General features: G+C 60.4%; 13 protein-coding genes. 7 read left to right on the forward strand and 6 right to left on the reverse strand.

The features are described 5' to 3' along the window. On the forward strand, nt 1–1,459 hold a 1,459-nt coding region (locus BG61_RS35385), incomplete at its 5' end, for a thioesterase domain-containing protein (protein ID WP_035942807.1). A gap of 112 nt (nt 1,460–1,571) precedes the next feature. Here the strand turns inward: BG61_RS35385 and BG61_RS35390 are convergent. Beyond that, nucleotides 1,572–3,587, reverse strand: coding sequence for a glycoside hydrolase family 28 protein (locus BG61_RS35390; RefSeq protein ID WP_035933925.1), 2,016 nt, complete (start codon nt 3,585–3,587; stop codon nt 1,572–1,574). A 474-nt stretch (nt 3,588–4,061) separates the two neighbouring features. Between BG61_RS35390 and BG61_RS35395 the strand changes: the two genes are divergently transcribed. The 3 genes from BG61_RS35395 (at nt 4,062) to BG61_RS35405 (ending at nt 6,556) form a co-directional block, all read left to right on the forward strand. After that, complete coding sequence (locus tag BG61_RS35395) at nt 4,062–5,372, forward strand: MFS transporter (protein WP_035933923.1); 1,311 nt, start codon at nt 4,062–4,064, stop codon at nt 5,370–5,372. A 68-nt stretch (nt 5,373–5,440) separates the two neighbouring features. After that, nucleotides 5,441–6,253: an NAD-dependent epimerase/dehydratase family protein gene (locus BG61_RS35400; protein ID WP_035933921.1), complete on the forward strand. Its 813-nt coding sequence runs from the start codon at nt 5,441–5,443 to the stop codon at nt 6,251–6,253. Between the two features lie 63 nt (nt 6,254–6,316). Continuing rightward, nucleotides 6,317–6,556, forward strand: coding sequence for a CHAD domain-containing protein (locus tag BG61_RS35405; protein ID WP_232256229.1), 240 nt, complete (start codon nt 6,317–6,319; stop codon nt 6,554–6,556). A gap of 54 nt (nt 6,557–6,610) precedes the next feature. Here the strand turns inward: BG61_RS35405 and BG61_RS35410 are convergent, their stop codons facing one another. The 3 genes from BG61_RS35410 to BG61_RS35420 all read right to left on the reverse strand — a co-directional run bounded on the left by BG61_RS35410 (nt 6,611) and on the right by BG61_RS35420 (nt 9,726). After that, nucleotides 6,611–7,567, reverse strand: coding sequence for a D-aminoacyl-tRNA deacylase (locus BG61_RS35410; RefSeq protein WP_035933929.1), 957 nt, complete (start codon nt 7,565–7,567; stop codon nt 6,611–6,613). Between the two features lie 22 nt (nt 7,568–7,589). After that, nucleotides 7,590–8,552, reverse strand: coding sequence for a DMT family transporter (locus BG61_RS35415; RefSeq protein WP_051673014.1), 963 nt, complete (start codon nt 8,550–8,552; stop codon nt 7,590–7,592). A 289-nt stretch (nt 8,553–8,841) separates the two neighbouring features. After that, entirely contained in the window at nt 8,842–9,726 is an 885-nt protein-coding gene (locus BG61_RS35420) for a bifunctional helix-turn-helix transcriptional regulator/GNAT family N-acetyltransferase (RefSeq protein ID WP_035933926.1), read from the reverse strand. Between the two features lie 414 nt (nt 9,727–10,140). Here BG61_RS35420 and BG61_RS35425 point away from each other — a divergent pair, with 414 nt between their 5' ends. Continuing rightward, the gene (locus tag BG61_RS35425) at nt 10,141–12,105 is read left to right on the forward strand and encodes a S9 family peptidase (RefSeq protein ID WP_035933918.1); all 1,965 of its coding nucleotides are present in this window, start codon (nt 10,141–10,143) and stop codon (nt 12,103–12,105) included. 10 nt (nt 12,106–12,115) lie between these two features. Here the strand turns inward: BG61_RS35425 and maiA are convergent, their stop codons facing one another. Then, the gene (maiA, locus tag BG61_RS44430; protein WP_232256227.1) at nt 12,116–13,336 is read right to left on the reverse strand and encodes a maleylacetoacetate isomerase; all 1,221 of its coding nucleotides are present in this window, start codon (nt 13,334–13,336) and stop codon (nt 12,116–12,118) included. 375 nt (nt 13,337–13,711) lie between these two features. Between maiA and BG61_RS35435 the strand changes: the two genes are divergently transcribed. Together BG61_RS35435 and BG61_RS44765 are read left to right on the forward strand one after the other, a co-directional pair. Further along, the gene (locus BG61_RS35435; RefSeq protein ID WP_035933915.1) at nt 13,712–14,479 is read left to right on the forward strand and encodes a tetratricopeptide repeat protein; all 768 of its coding nucleotides are present in this window, start codon (nt 13,712–13,714) and stop codon (nt 14,477–14,479) included. A gap of 152 nt (nt 14,480–14,631) precedes the next feature. Continuing rightward, nucleotides 14,632–14,757, forward strand: coding sequence for a hypothetical protein (locus BG61_RS44765; RefSeq protein ID WP_267908595.1), 126 nt, complete (start codon nt 14,632–14,634; stop codon nt 14,755–14,757). Nucleotides 14,758–14,792: 35 nt separating this feature from the next. Here BG61_RS44765 and BG61_RS35440 read toward each other — a convergent pair whose 3' ends face one another. Further along, complete coding sequence (locus BG61_RS35440; RefSeq protein WP_232256217.1) at nt 14,793–15,809, reverse strand: hypothetical protein; 1,017 nt, start codon at nt 15,807–15,809, stop codon at nt 14,793–14,795. Between the last annotated feature and the right edge of the window lie 860 nt (nt 15,810–16,669).

Consider the following 16,669-nt stretch of genomic DNA (forward strand, 5'->3'; position numbering starts at 1 on the left):
CGACGATCCGTTCGTTCAAGGCGCGCGCATGTATCGCACGGGCGATCTTGCACGTTATCGTGCCGACGGCAATCTCGAGTTCCTCGGCCGTAACGACCATCAGGTCAAGATCCGCGGCTTCCGTATCGAACTTGGCGAGATCGAAGCGCAGATCGCCAGCCATCCGGCGGTGCGTGAAGCGGTGGTCATCGCGCGTGCGCGGCAGCAGGATACGCAGGATCAGCAACTCGTCGCCTATGTCACCGGAACGGCTGAGATCAATGCCAGTGCCCTGCGCGAGCATCTTGCCTCGCGTCTGCCCGACTACATGGTGCCCTCGGCCTTCGTCGTGCTCGACGCGTTGCCCCTCACCCCCAACGGCAAGCTCGATCGCCGGGCGCTGCCCAATCCGCAATGGCAACGCCTCGACACCTACGTCGCGCCACGCTCCTCGCTCGAACACACGCTCGCGCAGTGCTTCGCCAGCGTGCTCGGCCTCGAGCGGGTGAGCGTCTTCGATAACTTCTTCGCGCTCGGCGGCCACTCGCTGCTCGCCGTACAACTGATGGCGCATATCGATGCCAAGCTCGGCCAGAACGTTTCCATCCGCGTCCTGTTCAGCGCCCCTTCGGTGGCCGAGCTGGCTGACCATCTGAACACCGCTCCCTCGAACACGGAATTCGACACGATCCTGCCGATTCGTACTTCCGGCGACGGCGCTCCGCTGTTCTGCATTCACCCGGTCGGCGGGCTCGCATGGAGCTATGCGGGACTTGCTCAGAGCATCGAGGGAAATCGGCCGATTTACGCTTTGCAGACTCCGGCGCTCCAGCAACCCGGTTACGGTCCCGCCAACATTGCAGAGATGGCAACCGACTACATCGCGCGTATCCGGAACATTCAGCCTCAAGGGCCATACCGGCTGCTCGGCTGGTCTTTCGGGGGACTGGTCGCCTATGAAATGGCGACGCAGCTTCAGAACCTCGGCGAGACAGTGGACCAGCTCGTTCTGCTGGACTCACGTCTGCCCGATGGCCGGGAAGCGCATGAGTTCGACGAATGCACGCTCATGACGGCGACCTTCCCGAACATGTCTCAGGATCTGTCGATCGCGCTTCGCGATATGCAAACGACTTCGGAGCGTGTCGATGCCCTGCGCGAACACCGGCTGATTCCTTCCTACATCACGGATCGACACCTCATGACCCTGATCGATGCCACACAGCGCAACATGCATCTGCAATCGACTTTCGCGCCAAAGCACTTCTGTGGCGATATCGTCTACTTCACGGCCACCCGATCCGAAGCGCCCGGTCAGCCGCGTTACGTCTCCGAATGGCGCGAGCAGGTCGACGGCTCGGTCGTGAATTGCGACATCGATTGCGCACACGCCGAAATGTGCCTGCCTTCTTCACTCGCAACGATTGGACAAAACCTCGCTTCATTGAACATCCCGATGAGGAGCTCGGAGTCCAGGTAGGGAATGATTGAGATGTCCGAGGTATCGCCATCGGTTGAACTGCCGATGGCGAACATGGTTTCTTCGAACAGCAGAAGCGCACAAACATCGACATCACCCAGCGCAGCGCCCCTTACCTCGCATCGCTCACGGTCGAATTCATCGTCTGCCCGGCGATCACCGTGTTCTTCAGCTTGATGTCGTGTACGTTATACGCGTAGATGGGCCCGGGCGTCGTCGAACTGGCGGGCCCGGCGGCGACCGGCGTGCCGAAGTCGCAATTCGTGATGGTCACGCCCGTGATCGCGGGAATCGCCGGGGTCGGCGCGGGGCCGTTGTAGTCGAACGCGACAGGCCCCTGCGCGACGATCGCCTGAAAACAGGAACCCGTCACGCCGTTCAGCGTCACGTTGCTCGCCTTCACATTCGAAATGTTGACGTTCTGCACGAGCGCGGGACGCGTGCGGATCGCGTCCTTGGAAGGCTGGTAGTCGCAATCGAACGTGACGATGCCGCCCTGCGCTGCCGACGGATTCGCCGCAGCCGCCGTTGCGACGCCGAGCGGCACGCTGGCGTTGATCGGACTGCCCGTGAGCAGGCTGCTGCCGTAGCCCGAAGGCGTCAGGCTCACGCCGTTGGGCAGCGTCACGTTATCGACGTAGAAGTCCTTCACGAAGCCGCCGCGATTCATGTTGGTCTTGATGCGGATCGCGATGTTGAGCGAATTCGTCGCCCAGAACTGGTTGAGCATCGCCAGATTGCGCGCGTAGATTTTCTGCACGCCGCCGCCCATCTCGCTGCCGAGCGTGATGCCGCCGTGGCCGCTATTCATCGTGCAGTCCTGGATGACGTGGTTCTGCGCCGGGCCGTATTCGTTGTCGAGGTTCTTGCCGGACTTGATCGCGATGCAGTCGTCGCCCGTGTTGAACACGACGCTGTCGCACAGCACCATGTCGCAGGCGTCGGGATCGAAGCCGTCGTTGTTCGGGCCGATGCTGTCCACGGTCACGGTGCGGATCACGACATTCCTGCAGTCGGTCGGATGATGCTGCCAGAACGGCGTGTTGTTGGTGCGATAGCTTTCCATCAGCACATTCGTGCAGCCGATGAATTCGACCATGCACGGCCGCAGGAAATGGCCGATGCCGAAAATCCGCTTCTCGATCGCGACGCCCGCCTCCGACAGCGCCGGCAGATAGTTCTGGTCCTGCTGCCAGGGTGTGGCCGGGTCGGTGAGCTGGGCGTAGAGCGTGCCGGAGATGCCCGGCGCGGCCGTCTTCAGATCGACATTGTTCGGATTCGCATAGGCCTGTGACGGCGTCGACGAACCGGCGCAGCCGTATGCGCCGCTGTTGCCCTTCCAGGTCCACCAGCAGGTGCTCGTGTTACCGGTGCCGGCGAACGGCGTCATCGCCTGGCCGTTCAGCACGGAGCTGTCGCCTTCGCCCGTGATCGCGATGTTCGTCTGGTTGCGCGCGTAGACCGGCGGGCCGTAGTTCAGGCAGTCGTTCGATTGCCAGCGGCTGTAGTACAGCTTGCCGTTGGCGCCGCAGTCGACGGGGCCGTCCTTCGCGTAATCGGCGGGGTTCGGGCTGAAGTAGATCGTGCAGTTCGCGCTCAGGTGAAAGTTGACGTTCGAGAGCAACACGATCGGGCCCGCGCAGTACCACGTGCCGGCCGGCACCACGACGCTCCCGCCGCCCGCCGCGTTGCACGCCGCGATCGCCGCGAGAAACGCGGGGCGCGAATCGAAGGAGCCGGGTGCGTGCGTCTGGTCCGCCCCGGTACTGAGCGGCGATTTCGACGGATCGGTGTACGGGCTCGCAGCCGCGATGACGGCGCACGGCTTCGCGCCGTAATCGGTGACGGGGAACTGGCGGTTCGGGAACATCGACTTCGACACGCTCTGGAGAGCACTGATGATCTGCGTTCCCGCGCCCGTCGAACCCCAGATCGGATCTTCGACGACGGGCGTCGTGTTCGAGGGCGATCCCGAGTCGTCGTGGCCGCCGCAGCCGCCGAGCACGCCAAGGCTGCCGAAAAGCGACGCGCCCGCCGATGCACCCGCGAACTTGACAAACGATCGCCGCGCCGGGGAAGACAACGCGATGGGTGTCTGGTTCAGCGCTCTATCCTTCGATTGCTTCATGCTCGTCTCCTTGTCCGGCTGCGCCGGTTGCTCACGTTGAGTCTTGGTTGTGTAGTTCGTGACGGTGCAAGCGATGTAAAACGTTTGCCAACGCGGGCCGGGGAAGCCGGTACGCTCTGCGTCAAACGCGTTATAAGAATGATGTCATACAACTAGGAACGCATTTCGTCGCGCAGGGTTGCGGACTTGTCCCTGCAATGCTGCCGACAATAACCAAGTTGTCAGGCAAACGTCAAGCATCTTTGAGTTGACAGTTTTCCCGTACTTACCCTATATGTAAGCTTTTGAAAGGTCCGGGATGCGTCCGTGTTTACCCGTCAGTTAATCGTTTTCCATTGACACAGGTGCGTGGTTCGCTGAAAGTTGTCGTACATCTTCCGGCCGAAATGACGGCCAATGTTGTACGACATCGCATATTAATCCGTGCGATAGACGCGCCGTAGCGGCACCCATGTATTCCGAAGGAGACACGCCATGCTGGCAGACAAGATCAAGGGACTGAGGTGGTGGATCGTCGGGCTGATCATGCTCGGGACCATCTTCAACTACCTCGCGCGCAGTTCCCTCTCGGTCGCGGCGCCGACGCTCACCGACAAGCTGCACATGACCACGCAGCAGTATTCCTACGTGGTGGCCGCATTCCAGGGCGCCTACACGGTGATGCAGCCGGTCGCGGGCTACATCCTCGACGTTGTCGGGCTCAAGATCGGCTTCGCGATCTTCGCGACCGCCTGGGCGGCGTCGAACATGATGCACGGGCTCGCAACCGGCTGGGGCTCGCTCGCGTTCTTCCGCGGCCTGCTCGGCATGAGCGAGGCGGCGATCTTCCCGGCCGGCATGAAGACCATCACGCAGTGGTTCCCGGCAAAGGAGCGCTCGGTCGCGACCGGCTGGCTCAACACCGGAACGTCGGTCGGCGCGATGCTCGCGCCGCCGCTCGTCGTGTTCTGCATCCTGCAGTTCAACTGGCAGACGGCATTCGTCGTGACGGGCGGCATCGCGCTCGTCTGGGTCGCGCTGTGGCTCTTCTTCTACCGCTCGCCCGCCGATCATCCGAATCTTTCGGAGGGCGAGCGCGAGTACATCCTGAGCGGCCAGGAAGAAGGCAAGCTCTCATCGACCAAGCGTCCTTCGTGGAAGCAACTGCTCTCCACGCGCCGCTTCTGGGGCATCGGCATTCCGCGCTTCCTCGCCGAACCGGCATGGCAGACCTTCAACTTCTGGATTCCGCTCTATCTCGTCTCCGTGCGGCACATGAACCTGAAGGAGATCGCCCTCTTCGGCTGGCTGCCGTTCCTCGCCGCCGACCTCGGGTGCGTCTTCGGCGGCTATCTCGCGCCCTTCTTGCTGCGCAAGTTCAATACGCAACTCCTCACGTCGCGCAAGCTCGTGATGATAGTCGGCACACTGTTCATGTTCGGCCCCGCCTGCATCGGCCTCGCGACGAGCCCGTATGCGGCCATCGGCCTCTTCTGCCTCGGCGCGTTCGGCCATCAGACGATTTCGGGCGCGCTCTACACGCTCGCCTCCGACGTGTTCGGCCAGCACGAAGTCGGCACAGCAACCGGTCTATCGGGCATGATGGGCTGGCTCGGCGGGATGATCTTCTCGCTGATCGTCGGCGCGCTCGCCACCACCATCGGCTATAACCCGCTCTTTGTCTGTCTCGTGCTTTTCGACATCATCGGTGCTACCGTCGCATGGTTCCTGCTCAAGCCGAGCGATTATTCGGGCACGCTGCGCGCCCCGAAGATCGCCACGCTGGCCGCGAGCACCGGGCGCTGACCGTCGAGGCCCGATTGGCGCCGATGCACCGGCGCGCGGCCGAATCAAACTTACGAAGGATCGATATCGTGACCAGGATTGCATTGAGCGGGGCGAGCGGACAACTCGGCACCCTGCTGCGAAAGACGCTGCTCGAGCGCGGCTACGACCTGCGCTCGGCGGGCGGTTCGAAGTCGCTTGTTCCAATCGTCAAGGACGAGGACGTCATGCACGGCGACCTGCGCGACCCGGCGGTCGTCGACAGGCTGCTCACCGGCGTCGATGTGCTGATTCACATGGCTGGCACGAGCGTCGAGCGCCCGTTGCCCGAGATCATCGACAACAATCTGCGCGGGCTGGTCGAAGTGTACGAAGGCGCGCGCCGCAACAAGGTGCGCCGCATCCTGTTCGCGAGCTCGAATCATGCGATCGGCATGTATCCCGTCGAAGACAAGCTCGATCTCGACTGCGAGTTTCGTCCCGATGGCTTCTACGGTCTCAGCAAGATGTGGGGCGAAGGCGTCGCGCGCATGTACTGGGACAAGCACGGGATCGAGAGCGTGTGCGTGCGCATCGGCAGCTGCATTGAGAAGCCGACTGAGTTCCGGCACCTGAGCACGTGGCTCGCGCAGGAGGATCTGCTGCAGATCGTCGAGCGCACTATCGATGCGCCGGAAATCGGCTATATCGTCGTGTGGGGCGTGTCGGGTAACACGCGCAGCTACTGGAACAACGACGGCGCGACGCGGCTCGGCTACCGGCCGCAGCACAACGCGGAAGACTTCGCCGACGAAATCCTTAAGAAGCCGAATCCGCTCGACGCGGTCGGTCAGCGTTATCAGGGCGGCAGCTTTGCCGCTATCGACTTCACGCCGCTGGAAGCGCGCGGCGACAAGCGCTGAACTGGCGATACGAAGCTATCCGCGAACGCGCGGCGCGCCGTGCGATTGAACTGAAGTCATCCCGTGTTGCCGCGCGTCTTGCCGCATTCGATGCAGGCCTCGCGCTTCCGGGCGGACAAGCTGCCGATGACGAAGACCGGCGATGAATCCCGCCATCGCTCCCGGAATGCAGCGAAGAAATCGTGGTACGCGACCGAGTTCTTTCCCTCGCTGTATCCGCAAAGTGCCGTGAAGTGCTACACCGGCACGCCTGGCGAATTTTCCGAGCGGCCATGCGTGCGTAAGACTTTAATGAGCTTTTAGACGAGCACACACGACGCCGCTTGTGCAGCGTTTGGTAAGGCGACCGCTCGCGGTTCACTGAGCTTCCGAAGCCGCTCGGATCACCGAAGAAATGTCCGATGATCGAAGCTTCTTGTGTGAAAGAAGTGGAACACCTAGTCGAACCGCCAACTGCCGGGCCTGTTGTTTGAGGCTGCCTTTCAGATTGTCGTGGTACACAACCGCATCGACACCACCAGCTATCGATTCTCCACACGCCAGTAACGATGGAAGCCTTGAAGGGTCTTCATATCCCTCGGACACGAGCCAATGGTTAGGCAAGATATGTGACAACGCCACGCGCTGGCTTGCGCCATATTCCTTAACCAGGTTCGTGAACCCCGGTTCGAAATGAACGCCGCCCAGGCAGAGAAGCGATACGGGCGTCGCGTCATCATAGTGCGATAGTTCGAGCAATGCGCTCGCCATCACATCCGCAGCGAGTGGATTGCCCCAATCCTCCTGGCAACTGCCGATTTCGACATCGATGACCGACGGTCGGATTCTCGACACGTATTCGCCGGGCTGTTCGCCATACACCACGCCGGACCAGTGCGTGGCTTCCATCCACGTTGTGAACGCGTCGAGATGCTTCGACTTGCGGGTTTCCTCGATGGACAGGAAAAGCGCACGAGTGACTCTCGGGTCGACGCGACTGAAATGCCCGGACTTCATGTCGCCCGTGGTCTGCACGGTGAAGATGCTGTTCGGCGCCTTTGCGCCCTCGTGCCAGTTCACGATGACCACTGCGTCGCACGAGGAAAAATGCTCGTTGATCGCTGCGGAGTACCGTTCGTACCCGTGGCTCAGCACATTGTCCAGACGAAGCAGGTGGAAAGTCATCTTGCCGTCGCTGCAGGACAGTACAGAGCGGCCGTCCACCTCGATGGCCGTGGGCACGAAGGGTCTGAGTTCGAGCATGCGCTCGAGAACCCGGGCTGAGACCGGATCCTTTTGCAGGTCGACACAAAACACCAGCAGTATTTCTTTCATGATCGTCAAGAGCGCGGAGTGTTCAACGGGAAACGGTGTTTGTTTCGCTGGCGATACGGGACGCAGCAGATTCTTCAGACATCGTGATCGACCCGGAGGACCGTGCACCCCGGAGGTTATAGAAAACGATGCCGACGGAACACGTGATCGCGGCAACGGCAGTCAACGCGCTGACCGGTTCATGAAGAATGACAAGCGCGAGGCCTGCTGCAACCACAGGCACCAGTCCCATGAAGGTCGAAGCAGTCGCCGATCCCAACGCATGGATGGCATGCGTCATGAGATAGAGCGCAATAACGCTGACCAGCACCCCTTGATACAGAACCTGAAGCACGATTTCAGATGCGCCCGCTTCGTGCAGTGTCGATGGCGCGAGAAAGAGCCAGATGGGAAAAAACACGATCGCATTGATCCACGGTACGGAGACGATCACGACGTCGGTCGGAATATTCCAGAGTCTCATGAAGACCGTGTAGGTCGCGAGGCACAAAGCCGCCAGCAGGAAAAAGAGCATGCCGTAAAAGTGATGGAGTCCGCCATCCACCAGAATCAGGCCATTCGCGACGGCAATAAGCGCGATGCCAAGCAGTTTCGCGCGAGCAATGCGTTGCTTGAGCAGCACAAAGGAGAAACAGGCCACGAGTATCGGCATCAGGCCGTTTACCACGACGCCGGCGTTGCTTGCGGGAGAATGCTCAAGCCCTATAAAGCTCAGCATCGTATACGGGAAGCCGCAACCGAGTGCGCACACCAACGTTCGCCAGTTGAAAATCGCGCGGAGGTCATGTCTCTTCCTTAGCAACAGCGGTAACGTAACGAGAGCGGCCGACGTGAACCGCAAAAAGCTGATGTCCCACGCTGTCAGGACCTGGTGGAGTCCCCAGCTGGAAACAATGATCCAGCCAGACCATATGAACACGACGGCAAGAATGGAGGCGACGCCGAACCGCGTGCGTCGGCCATCGCCGGTTACCTGAGCTTGCATTCAAATCTCCGTGTACTTCGTGAAAGGCAATCCAATGTGCTGGCCGAATCAGCAGGTATTGACACCGTTGCAGACGTGACGAACCGATGGCTCCTCGTGCAACCGGGGCCATTGCCACTTGAGTGGTCAGACGCTTACGCTTTTGTCGATGCGAGGTGAAAGAGGCAGTGAAAACGCGACACCATTGTTGTTCAAGTCGCGCATGCAATTCCGGATGGCCCTTCTATCGACCCTGTCCGAGGAAATGGGACCATCGCCAGATGTTTTCGAGCGCGACGACATCAGGGCATCAGGTCAGCCTTTTTTCAAACCAGTGATGGGCGTATGGTTCGGCGTTGAACGCCTCGACCTCGACGTACCCGGATCGCCGATAGAGTCCGATCGCTTCATGTAGCGTCCGATTCGTCTCCAGACGAACAATGCGAACTCCACTCTGGCGCGCATGTTTTTCGGCTTCTTCAATCAACCGCCGACCTATACTCAGACCGCGAGCGGACGCGCTGACCCACATTCTCTTGAGTTCGGCCGGTGACTTACCGTGAAACTTGAGCGCGACACACCCTATAGGGTTCCCGCGAAGTCTTGCCACGATCAAGACACCTTCCGGTGCTGTCAGTTCGCGGGCATCCGCCGACAGGCTGAGCGATGGATCGAAGCCAAAGTCAAAGCGCGCATTGAGTTCCGCAAAGTACTGTTCAAAACACCATCGTGCGTCTTTGCTGTCAGGGTCATCGATGTCGAAACTCACCATGGAGGCCTGCAACAAGTGCTCTATTTCAGACATTGCCATGACAAGCCTTCGGCGTTGCTCATCAGATAACGGTTCGAGGACGCGGCAAGCAACAGCGTCCGAAAGCTTGTCGAGTTCGGCTCTTTCATCGGCGCCAGCCTCGGTCAGGCTGACGAAGCGCACCCTGCGGTCGTCCGGACGAGTCTGGACAACGACAAGCCCCTGTCGTTCAAGGGAGACGAGCGTGCGGCTCAGATAGCCTGAATCCAGGTTGAGGCGTTCACGGAGAGCCCGAAGATCAGCGCCGCCCACTCCTATTTCCCATAGGAGGCGAGACTCGCTCATTGGGCGTCCACGGCCCAAAAAGTGATCATCAATAAAGCCTATGCCTTCGGCTACTATCCGGTTGAAGCCGCGAACCTGTTGAATGTCGGATGTGTTCATATCTCTGATCTTAGTCAGAGAAATTTCCCGGGTCAACTTCCGCGTGAGCTTGGGCAACATCCCGAACATTTCCGAAAATTACTCGGCTGGGGTGGGCATACCCGGCTGGCCCGGCATTGGTCCACGAAATGTCCGCCATCCATAAGACCCCTTGAAGAAAAGGCCTGACGGCTGGGAATAAACGATCCTCAGGTGCTGTTATAGCCGTGGATTGTTGAATCGCACGAGGCGGAGCTTTCGCCGACGAAAGGGATCAAGTACGCGAACAAGGCAAGCGCCATTGACGGTTCCTGACAACCACCATAGTCCCCGTGCGTAAATGCTTGACGGCCTGTTCAAACGGGAGCAAATCAAGCAGTTCAGATAACGTCCCCGACTCGCCGAGACCGTTGCCACCTTCAAAGCACTCGACACATGAACAAGACCAAGCCCATAAGCAAACCCTATGGCGGGTGGAAGTCGCCCGTTACGACCGACCTGATCGTCGGCGACACAATCCGCCTCGGCCAGCCTGCGATCACAGACGACGCCATATATTGGACCGAGGGTCGCCCGCAAGACCAGGGGCGCAATGTGCTCGTGCGCCACGCAGCCGGCGCCGCCGCCGATCTGGTCCCTCCGCCCATGAACGTGCGCACCTTGGCACATGAATATGGCGGCGGCGCCTACACGGTCGGCGCCAGTGGCGTGTTCTTCAGCAATGCGGGCGACCAGCAAATCCATACGATCGATGCCGCTGGCGCACCCCGGGCGTTGACGACGACCGAAGGCCTTCGCTATGCCGATGCGATCGAGGATCCTTGCCATCGGCGACTGATCGCCGTGTGCGAAGACCATCGGGCAGGCACGCACGAACCGCTCAACTTCCTTGCTGCAATTGATCTTGACACCGGTGCGCTAGCCCGAATCGCCGACGGACACGATTTCTTTTCGTCACCGTGCCTCAGTCCCGATGGAAGTCGGCTCGCGTGGCTGGCGTGGGACCATCCGGACATGCCGTGGGACGCCACGCAACTCTGGCTTGCCGACATCGCCGCCGATGGGCAGTTCGGCGAGCCGCGCCGGGTCGCGGCGGGGGTTACAGAGTCACTGTTTCAACCCGCCTGGTCCCCCGCGGGACAACTTCATGTCGTATCCGACCGCAGCGGCTGGTGGAACCTGTACCGCATCGATGGTGACAACGCGCTCCCCCTGCATCCGCTCGCAGCGGAATTCGCCAGGCCGCAGTGGCTTTTCGGCATGACGACGTATGGTTTCAATTCAAACGGCCAGATCCTGTGCATCTATGAACAGGACGTCGACTCGCATCTGGCTTTGCTGGACCCAGCCGCACAAACGTTCGAGGAAATCGACACGCCGTTTTGCATGATGCGCGATCTGCATGTGTGCGGCGAGAAGGCCGTGTTCATCGGCGCCACGCCAAGGACGTCAGAATCGGTGATCGAATTCGACCTGACGACGCGCACGCACCGCGTGCTGCGCGACTCGAGCCGGATCGAGGCAGACCCGGCCTACACCTCGATCGCGCAGGCGATCCGCTATACATCCTCGAATGGCAGGGCCGCCCATGCGCTCTACTATCCGCCGTTCAATGCGGATTATGCGGGCCCCGTCGGAGAGCGCCCTCCGTTGCTGGTCATGGCGCATGGCGGTCCAACAAGCTCGACCGACCGTTCGTTCAAGTGGGGCGTTCAATTCTGGACAAGTCGCGGCTTTGCCGTGGTCGACGTCAACTACAGCGGTAGCAGCGGGTATGGCCGCGCCTATCGGGAGCAACTGAACGGACGCTGGGGCGTAGACGACGTGGACGATGCCGTCGCTGCCGCCCTTTATCTGGTCGACCGCGGTCTCGTCGATGAGGCCCGGCTTGCGGTGCGAGGTGCCAGCGCCGGCGGCTATCTGGCGCTTTCGGCGCTGACGTTTCGTACTTGCTTCAAGGCCGGCGCGAGCCATTACGGAATCGGCGATCTCGAGGCGTTGCTGCGAGAGACGCACAAATTCGAATCTCACTATCTGTTCCGGCTGGTCGGCAAATATCCAGAACAGAAGGCGCTGTATTACGAGCGATCGCCGGTCAACCATGTCGACCAGCTGTCGTGCGCGATGATCCTGTTCCAAGGCGCGGAAGACAAGGTGGTTCCTCCCGCTCAGGCCGAATCAATGTACCGATCGGTGCATGCCAAAGGTCTGCCGGTCGCCTATGTTCTTTTCGCTGGTGAACAGCATGGCTTCCGCGTAGCGGACAATATCAGGCGTTGCCTTGAGGCCGAACTGTACTTCTACGGGAAGATTTTCGGCTTCGAGCTTGCGGACGCCATCGAGCCCGTAACGATCGCCAACATCGAAACCGCTGCGGGTCCGACAACCGAGGGAACCTGACACTGGCGCACTAGCTCGGGGCGCCAGATTGTTTAAACGGATCGGCTTTGGCGAACGCGTCGAGCCGATCGCAGTTTGCCATTATCCGATCGACAGTTGGAGTGTCCGGAACCACAATTTTGAATACGCGCATGACGGCGATCACACTGGCGAGCGCAATGTCTGCAATGGTCACGTGGTCTCCGTGGCAGTACGCGCCTGTTTCCGTGTCACTCGCAAGACGTTTCTCGATCGCCCTGATCCCGGTGCCGAACCATTGGTTTTGCCAGGCTCGCCACGCAACGTCGTCAAACTTGCCGTTCTCGAACAAATACCTTTTGACACGAGGAACGACCAACGGATGAGTGTCCGCGGCAAGCATCGCAGCAATCGACCGCACTCGTGCCCGCTCGAGAGGATCACGGGGCAGCAATGGTGGCGAGGGCGCTATTTCATCGAGATATTCGAGGATCGCGATGGATTGCGTGAGCGGTGCCTGTCCCGGAATGATCAGCGCGGGTACGCCTCCGAGTGGGTTGACCTTTAGAAAGTCCGCATCGCGTTGCTCCCCGGTGTCGAGATTGATATCCCGTTCATTGGCAACGAGGCCCTTCAGATTAAGCCCCACCCGAACACGAAAGGTCGCGGATGAACGCCAAAATGTATACAACTCGAACTGTGCTGGCTGGTTCATTACATATACCCTCTGTCGACAAGTGCCGTAAGCGTCACGGATTGCCTGGAAACGTGACACTAGCAGAATAATTTCACGAACGCCTTTCAGCAAAGTCCCTTGCGGTCGGCGGCACAACGCTGTCACCTGATGATTCGCTTTCTGACAACGTGCCGACATGAGGCTGAAATTATTAGCGGTATTCGGTGCAATGCTGCAGCGGATGATCGGCGCCATCTCGCACCCGTAATCGCACCCGCCCGCTCCATCCATGAGCCAACCCTCCACGCAGCACATCCATCCGACGACCGACGGAGCAACGCGAGGCGTATCCCATCCAGTTGTCGTTCCGCCCTGCCGTCCAGTCGCAAGCTTGATCATACCGAGGCGTTTTGTCTTCTCCAGACGGCTTGCGCGAGAATCCGGCCGCGCCATATAGGAGCGCGCGCTCAACGGCGTAGTCGTCGGCATGCGCCAATATGGAATTCGCCCGTTCTCCGCGTTCAGTTGCCGTCGCACTTGAGGCTCTGCACCGCTCGCAAGCTCATTCGGCCCGGCGGCCGAAACGCTTTGAACCATGGCACTTCGGTCTCCGCAGGACGTCGGGGATCGTCCGCCGAGCGTCTCCACGGCTACCGGTACCGTGAGTTGCGAGGATCCGGATCCATGCGACGACCCCGGCTCTGCTGCAATAGCAGTTCGATTCGTTTAAGATCAGAGATTGGACGAGCGCGGTGCGATTCGATGTACAGGCGCTGAGAAACGCCGGGAAGTTGTTCGACAGTCGGAGTATCGATGCCGAATTCATCGTTTTGCGCCCCCCGCTGCGCCTGCGTTAAAAGCTGAGGTTTTGCGATCCAGTGATGGGTCGTTGCGCGCCTTTAAAAACGCGCTCATGAAATTGGCATAGCCCTCTATTCCCGCTACCAGCTTAGGCCTTCAAGTCGACTAAACATGTCATTCCTTGGTATCGGTCTTCACGTCATCGTTGCGATTTTCTTTGCGGTACACGCGGTGCGTAGCCGTCAGAACATTTACTGGCTTTTGATACTGTTCGCGTTCCCGCTTTTCGGCAGCGTGGTGTATTTGTTCGCGATCTATTTGCCCAGCCTGCGCCAGTCGCGCGGCGCCCGCGTGGCGACGCGCGCCATCACGCAACTAGTCGACCCCAATCGCGCTGTGCGCGAGGCGCGCTCTGACTTCGACCGCTCGCCCACCGTCGAACACCGCATGCGCCTCGGTGCAGCCTTGTTGGCGGCCGGCGAGGCTCATGAAGCGCTCGATCACTATCAGGCGGCAGCGAACGGCCCGTTTGCCACCGATCCAGCGCTGCTGCTCGGTTTGGCCCGGACGCAGTTCGCAATCGGTAGCCATGCAGAAGCCGATACGACCTTGTCCCGCCTGTTCGCCGCCAACCCGCAGGCACGTCAACAACCTGAACCCGCATTGCTCTATGCGCGCACCCTGGCCGCGCTGAACGCACCGGGCACGCGCGCGGCCTTCGAGCAGGCACTGGCCAGCGCGAGCGACGCGGCGCCTCGCTGCCTGTTCGCCGACTGGCTAGCCAGACAAGCGGACGAAGCGGATCGTCTGCGGGCCAACAGCTTATATGCGGAAATCGCGCACGATGCCAAATACTGGCCGCGTCACGCGAAGGAGCACAATCGGGAATGGCTGCAACGCGCACAGGCAGCGCTCGCCTCCGCATCGCCTCGTCAATGAGAGCGTTGTCCCGATCGCACAGTTGAAGGATTGCGCGGCACCACCCGCTACGAGCGTTCGCGTCGTGCGGCGCAGGGTTATCCGTTTCGTCCGCCGACACGCGCACACACATCATGTCTGAGTTCCGTTTGCTGGCACCGCTCGAGCGAGGAATGCTGCTGTCCGAACTCGAAGGCCTGAGCTGCGTGGAGGCCGCGAAAGTGCTTGGCGTGTCCAAGCTTGCGCACTTCGCGGTGTGCCTGAAGCTGGGGCATGCGCTCAGCGACCATGGCGCGTAGTCGAACGACGTCTTCCGCGGTGCATCCGATAGGCATTAGCGCGTCGCAGCCAGATAGAACGCAGTGGATCGCTGCGGCGTCACACCGACGATACTCAACTGATTGTTCACGACGGTCGCTTCAACGGGCATCGCCACGCCGTTGCCCGTAGCGCAGGAAGCATCGGTGAACGTCAGCGTGCCGTCGAGAATGTGCTTGCCTGTAGCCCGCGGCCGGAAACTGCCGGTAAAGGTGCAAGCGCCCTGCGCGCCCGTTGCCGAGCCGTCCGACGAGAACGTGACGGTCGCCGTCGTGGCGATAGTCATTGGGTTGTTCCAGGTGCCGAGCACGTCGCTGATCGCGAGCGGCGTGTCGTAAGTGGAGTTGTAGTTTCCGTTGAAGCTGAGAGCCGTCGTATTCGGCGTCGTGTTGATCGATGTCGTCGCTGCAAGCGTGCTCTTCGCCGTGAAGTTTCCGGCAAGCGTCCCGGCGATGATCGCGCCTGCGTAATCCACGGCGACGGTCGCCGGATCGCTGAATGCGCCGTCGGTGGCCGTGACTATCCCTTCGGTGAGCCAGGCCAGGTTCCCGCTCAACGTATAGACGCTGAAATACTGCCCGGTCTCGAGAACGATCGTTTGCGCGGCAAGACCGGTCGTCGTCGCGCCAAACCAGATGCCTTCGGGAATCGAGTGCGAAGGCTTGGCGATGCACGTTTTCTGAAGGTCTCCGCTCGTGGTGCACGTTTCGTCGCTCCCTCCGCCTCCGCAGGCGGCGAGAGAGGCTAGTGCGAGCAGCGTGATCTTCGAGGGCAGTTTCATGAGGACGAATTCGATTGTTTTAGGAAATGAGCACAGGCTGCCGCGTGATACGGCGCGCCAACAACGAATTAACGGAACGTTCCCCGGAAACTTTAATCGACGAGACCAGATTGCCTGACGACTCGGAGCATTTCGCCAGGCACGCGAGGCAAAACGTTTGCGAATGCCCCAAACAGAAAGAACGCTCAACCAGGATTTGTCTTTCGAGCTTTTAAAGTCGATCACCGCATCCCAGCCCGGCAAGAACGCCATGCACGCGACTACGGGATGCGCCCGGGCTCCCAGCGGCTCGTGAGGTGTGAAGTGCGGTACTGACTCGCGCGCCGGCAGCGCGCAATTGCGGCGTATCCGTTTGATTGACGCGACCTAGGGTGTCCGGCGTGAGGAGCTTTGCCCAACGAAGCGGCCGGACCATTTAAATCGTGGCGTTCGAATCCGCACCAATCGAATCGATCGCAACGCAACGCAACGCAACGGTATCTACGAGAGAGCGCATGTCCTGCGGTGTCGCGCTTGCACGCGCCACTGACGCGGTGCTCAGCATCGTCAATGCCTTGCGCCCGGCGACATCGGTCGACGGGCGAACCACGCGTCTCCGTGCTCTATCGCGGTCTTCGTCATTTTCATCATCGCGACCATCGCACGCCTCGCGGCACCACGATCAGGTGGCGGCGTAAAACTCCGCCGCCTCGCGTGCTCTGCTCGATCGAACCACCGGCACGTTACAAGCTCAGTCATCGCTGTCTCCCATAAGAATTACGCACCGACGACTGGCTTCAGGGTCATGGGACGTGCAAAGCGAAAACAGCCGAAGCTCAATCGGAAACGGCCTTTCGTTCCCGCTCCGATAGTTCGGCATTCCTCGCATAGCAAAAGCTCTGTAATCCACTATTCTCTATACGGGACGGACAGGTGTTAAGGAGTGTTCGAGCAGAAGGAGTTAATAAATTGATCACTAACATACTACCCCGCTTGTCCAGGGCCACCTGGATATCGGTCCTGCTGCTGGCCACCGCTCCTCACGCCTACTCGGCCTCCGAGCAGAAGGAACCGACGGTCCGTGCCGCGCGCGCTGAGCCCGATAGCGCTTCACAAGCCCAGGCCCGTGCCAT

The organism is Caballeronia glathei (genome assembly GCF_000698595.1).
GTDB lineage: Bacteria > Pseudomonadota > Gammaproteobacteria > Burkholderiales > Burkholderiaceae > Caballeronia > Caballeronia glathei.

Excerpts from the sequence above, each read along its gene's own strand:
- BG61_RS44765 (WP_267908595.1), top strand. The coding sequence starts at position 14,632 with ATGCTGCTGTCCGAACTCGAAGGCCTGAGCTGCGTGGAGGCCGCGAAA.
- BG61_RS35390 (WP_035933925.1), bottom strand. The coding sequence starts at position 3,587 with ATGAAGCAATCGAAGGATAGAGCGCTGAACCAGACACCCATCGCGTTG.
- BG61_RS35440 (WP_232256217.1), bottom strand. The coding sequence starts at position 15,809 with ATGGCGTTCTTGCCGGGCTGGGATGCGGTGATCGACTTTAAAAGCTCG.
- BG61_RS35395 (WP_035933923.1), top strand. The coding sequence starts at position 4,062 with ATGCTGGCAGACAAGATCAAGGGACTGAGGTGGTGGATCGTCGGGCTG.
- BG61_RS35435 (WP_035933915.1), top strand. The coding sequence starts at position 13,712 with ATGTCATTCCTTGGTATCGGTCTTCACGTCATCGTTGCGATTTTCTTT.
- BG61_RS35410 (WP_035933929.1), bottom strand. The coding sequence starts at position 7,567 with ATGAAAGAAATACTGCTGGTGTTTTGTGTCGACCTGCAAAAGGATCCG.
- maiA (WP_232256227.1), bottom strand. The coding sequence starts at position 13,336 with ATGGTTCAAAGCGTTTCGGCCGCCGGGCCGAATGAGCTTGCGAGCGGT.
- BG61_RS35420 (WP_035933926.1), bottom strand. The coding sequence starts at position 9,726 with ATGAACACATCCGACATTCAACAGGTTCGCGGCTTCAACCGGATAGTA.
- BG61_RS35415 (WP_051673014.1), bottom strand. The coding sequence starts at position 8,552 with ATGCAAGCTCAGGTAACCGGCGATGGCCGACGCACGCGGTTCGGCGTC.
- BG61_RS35425 (WP_035933918.1), top strand. The coding sequence starts at position 10,141 with ATGAACAAGACCAAGCCCATAAGCAAACCCTATGGCGGGTGGAAGTCG.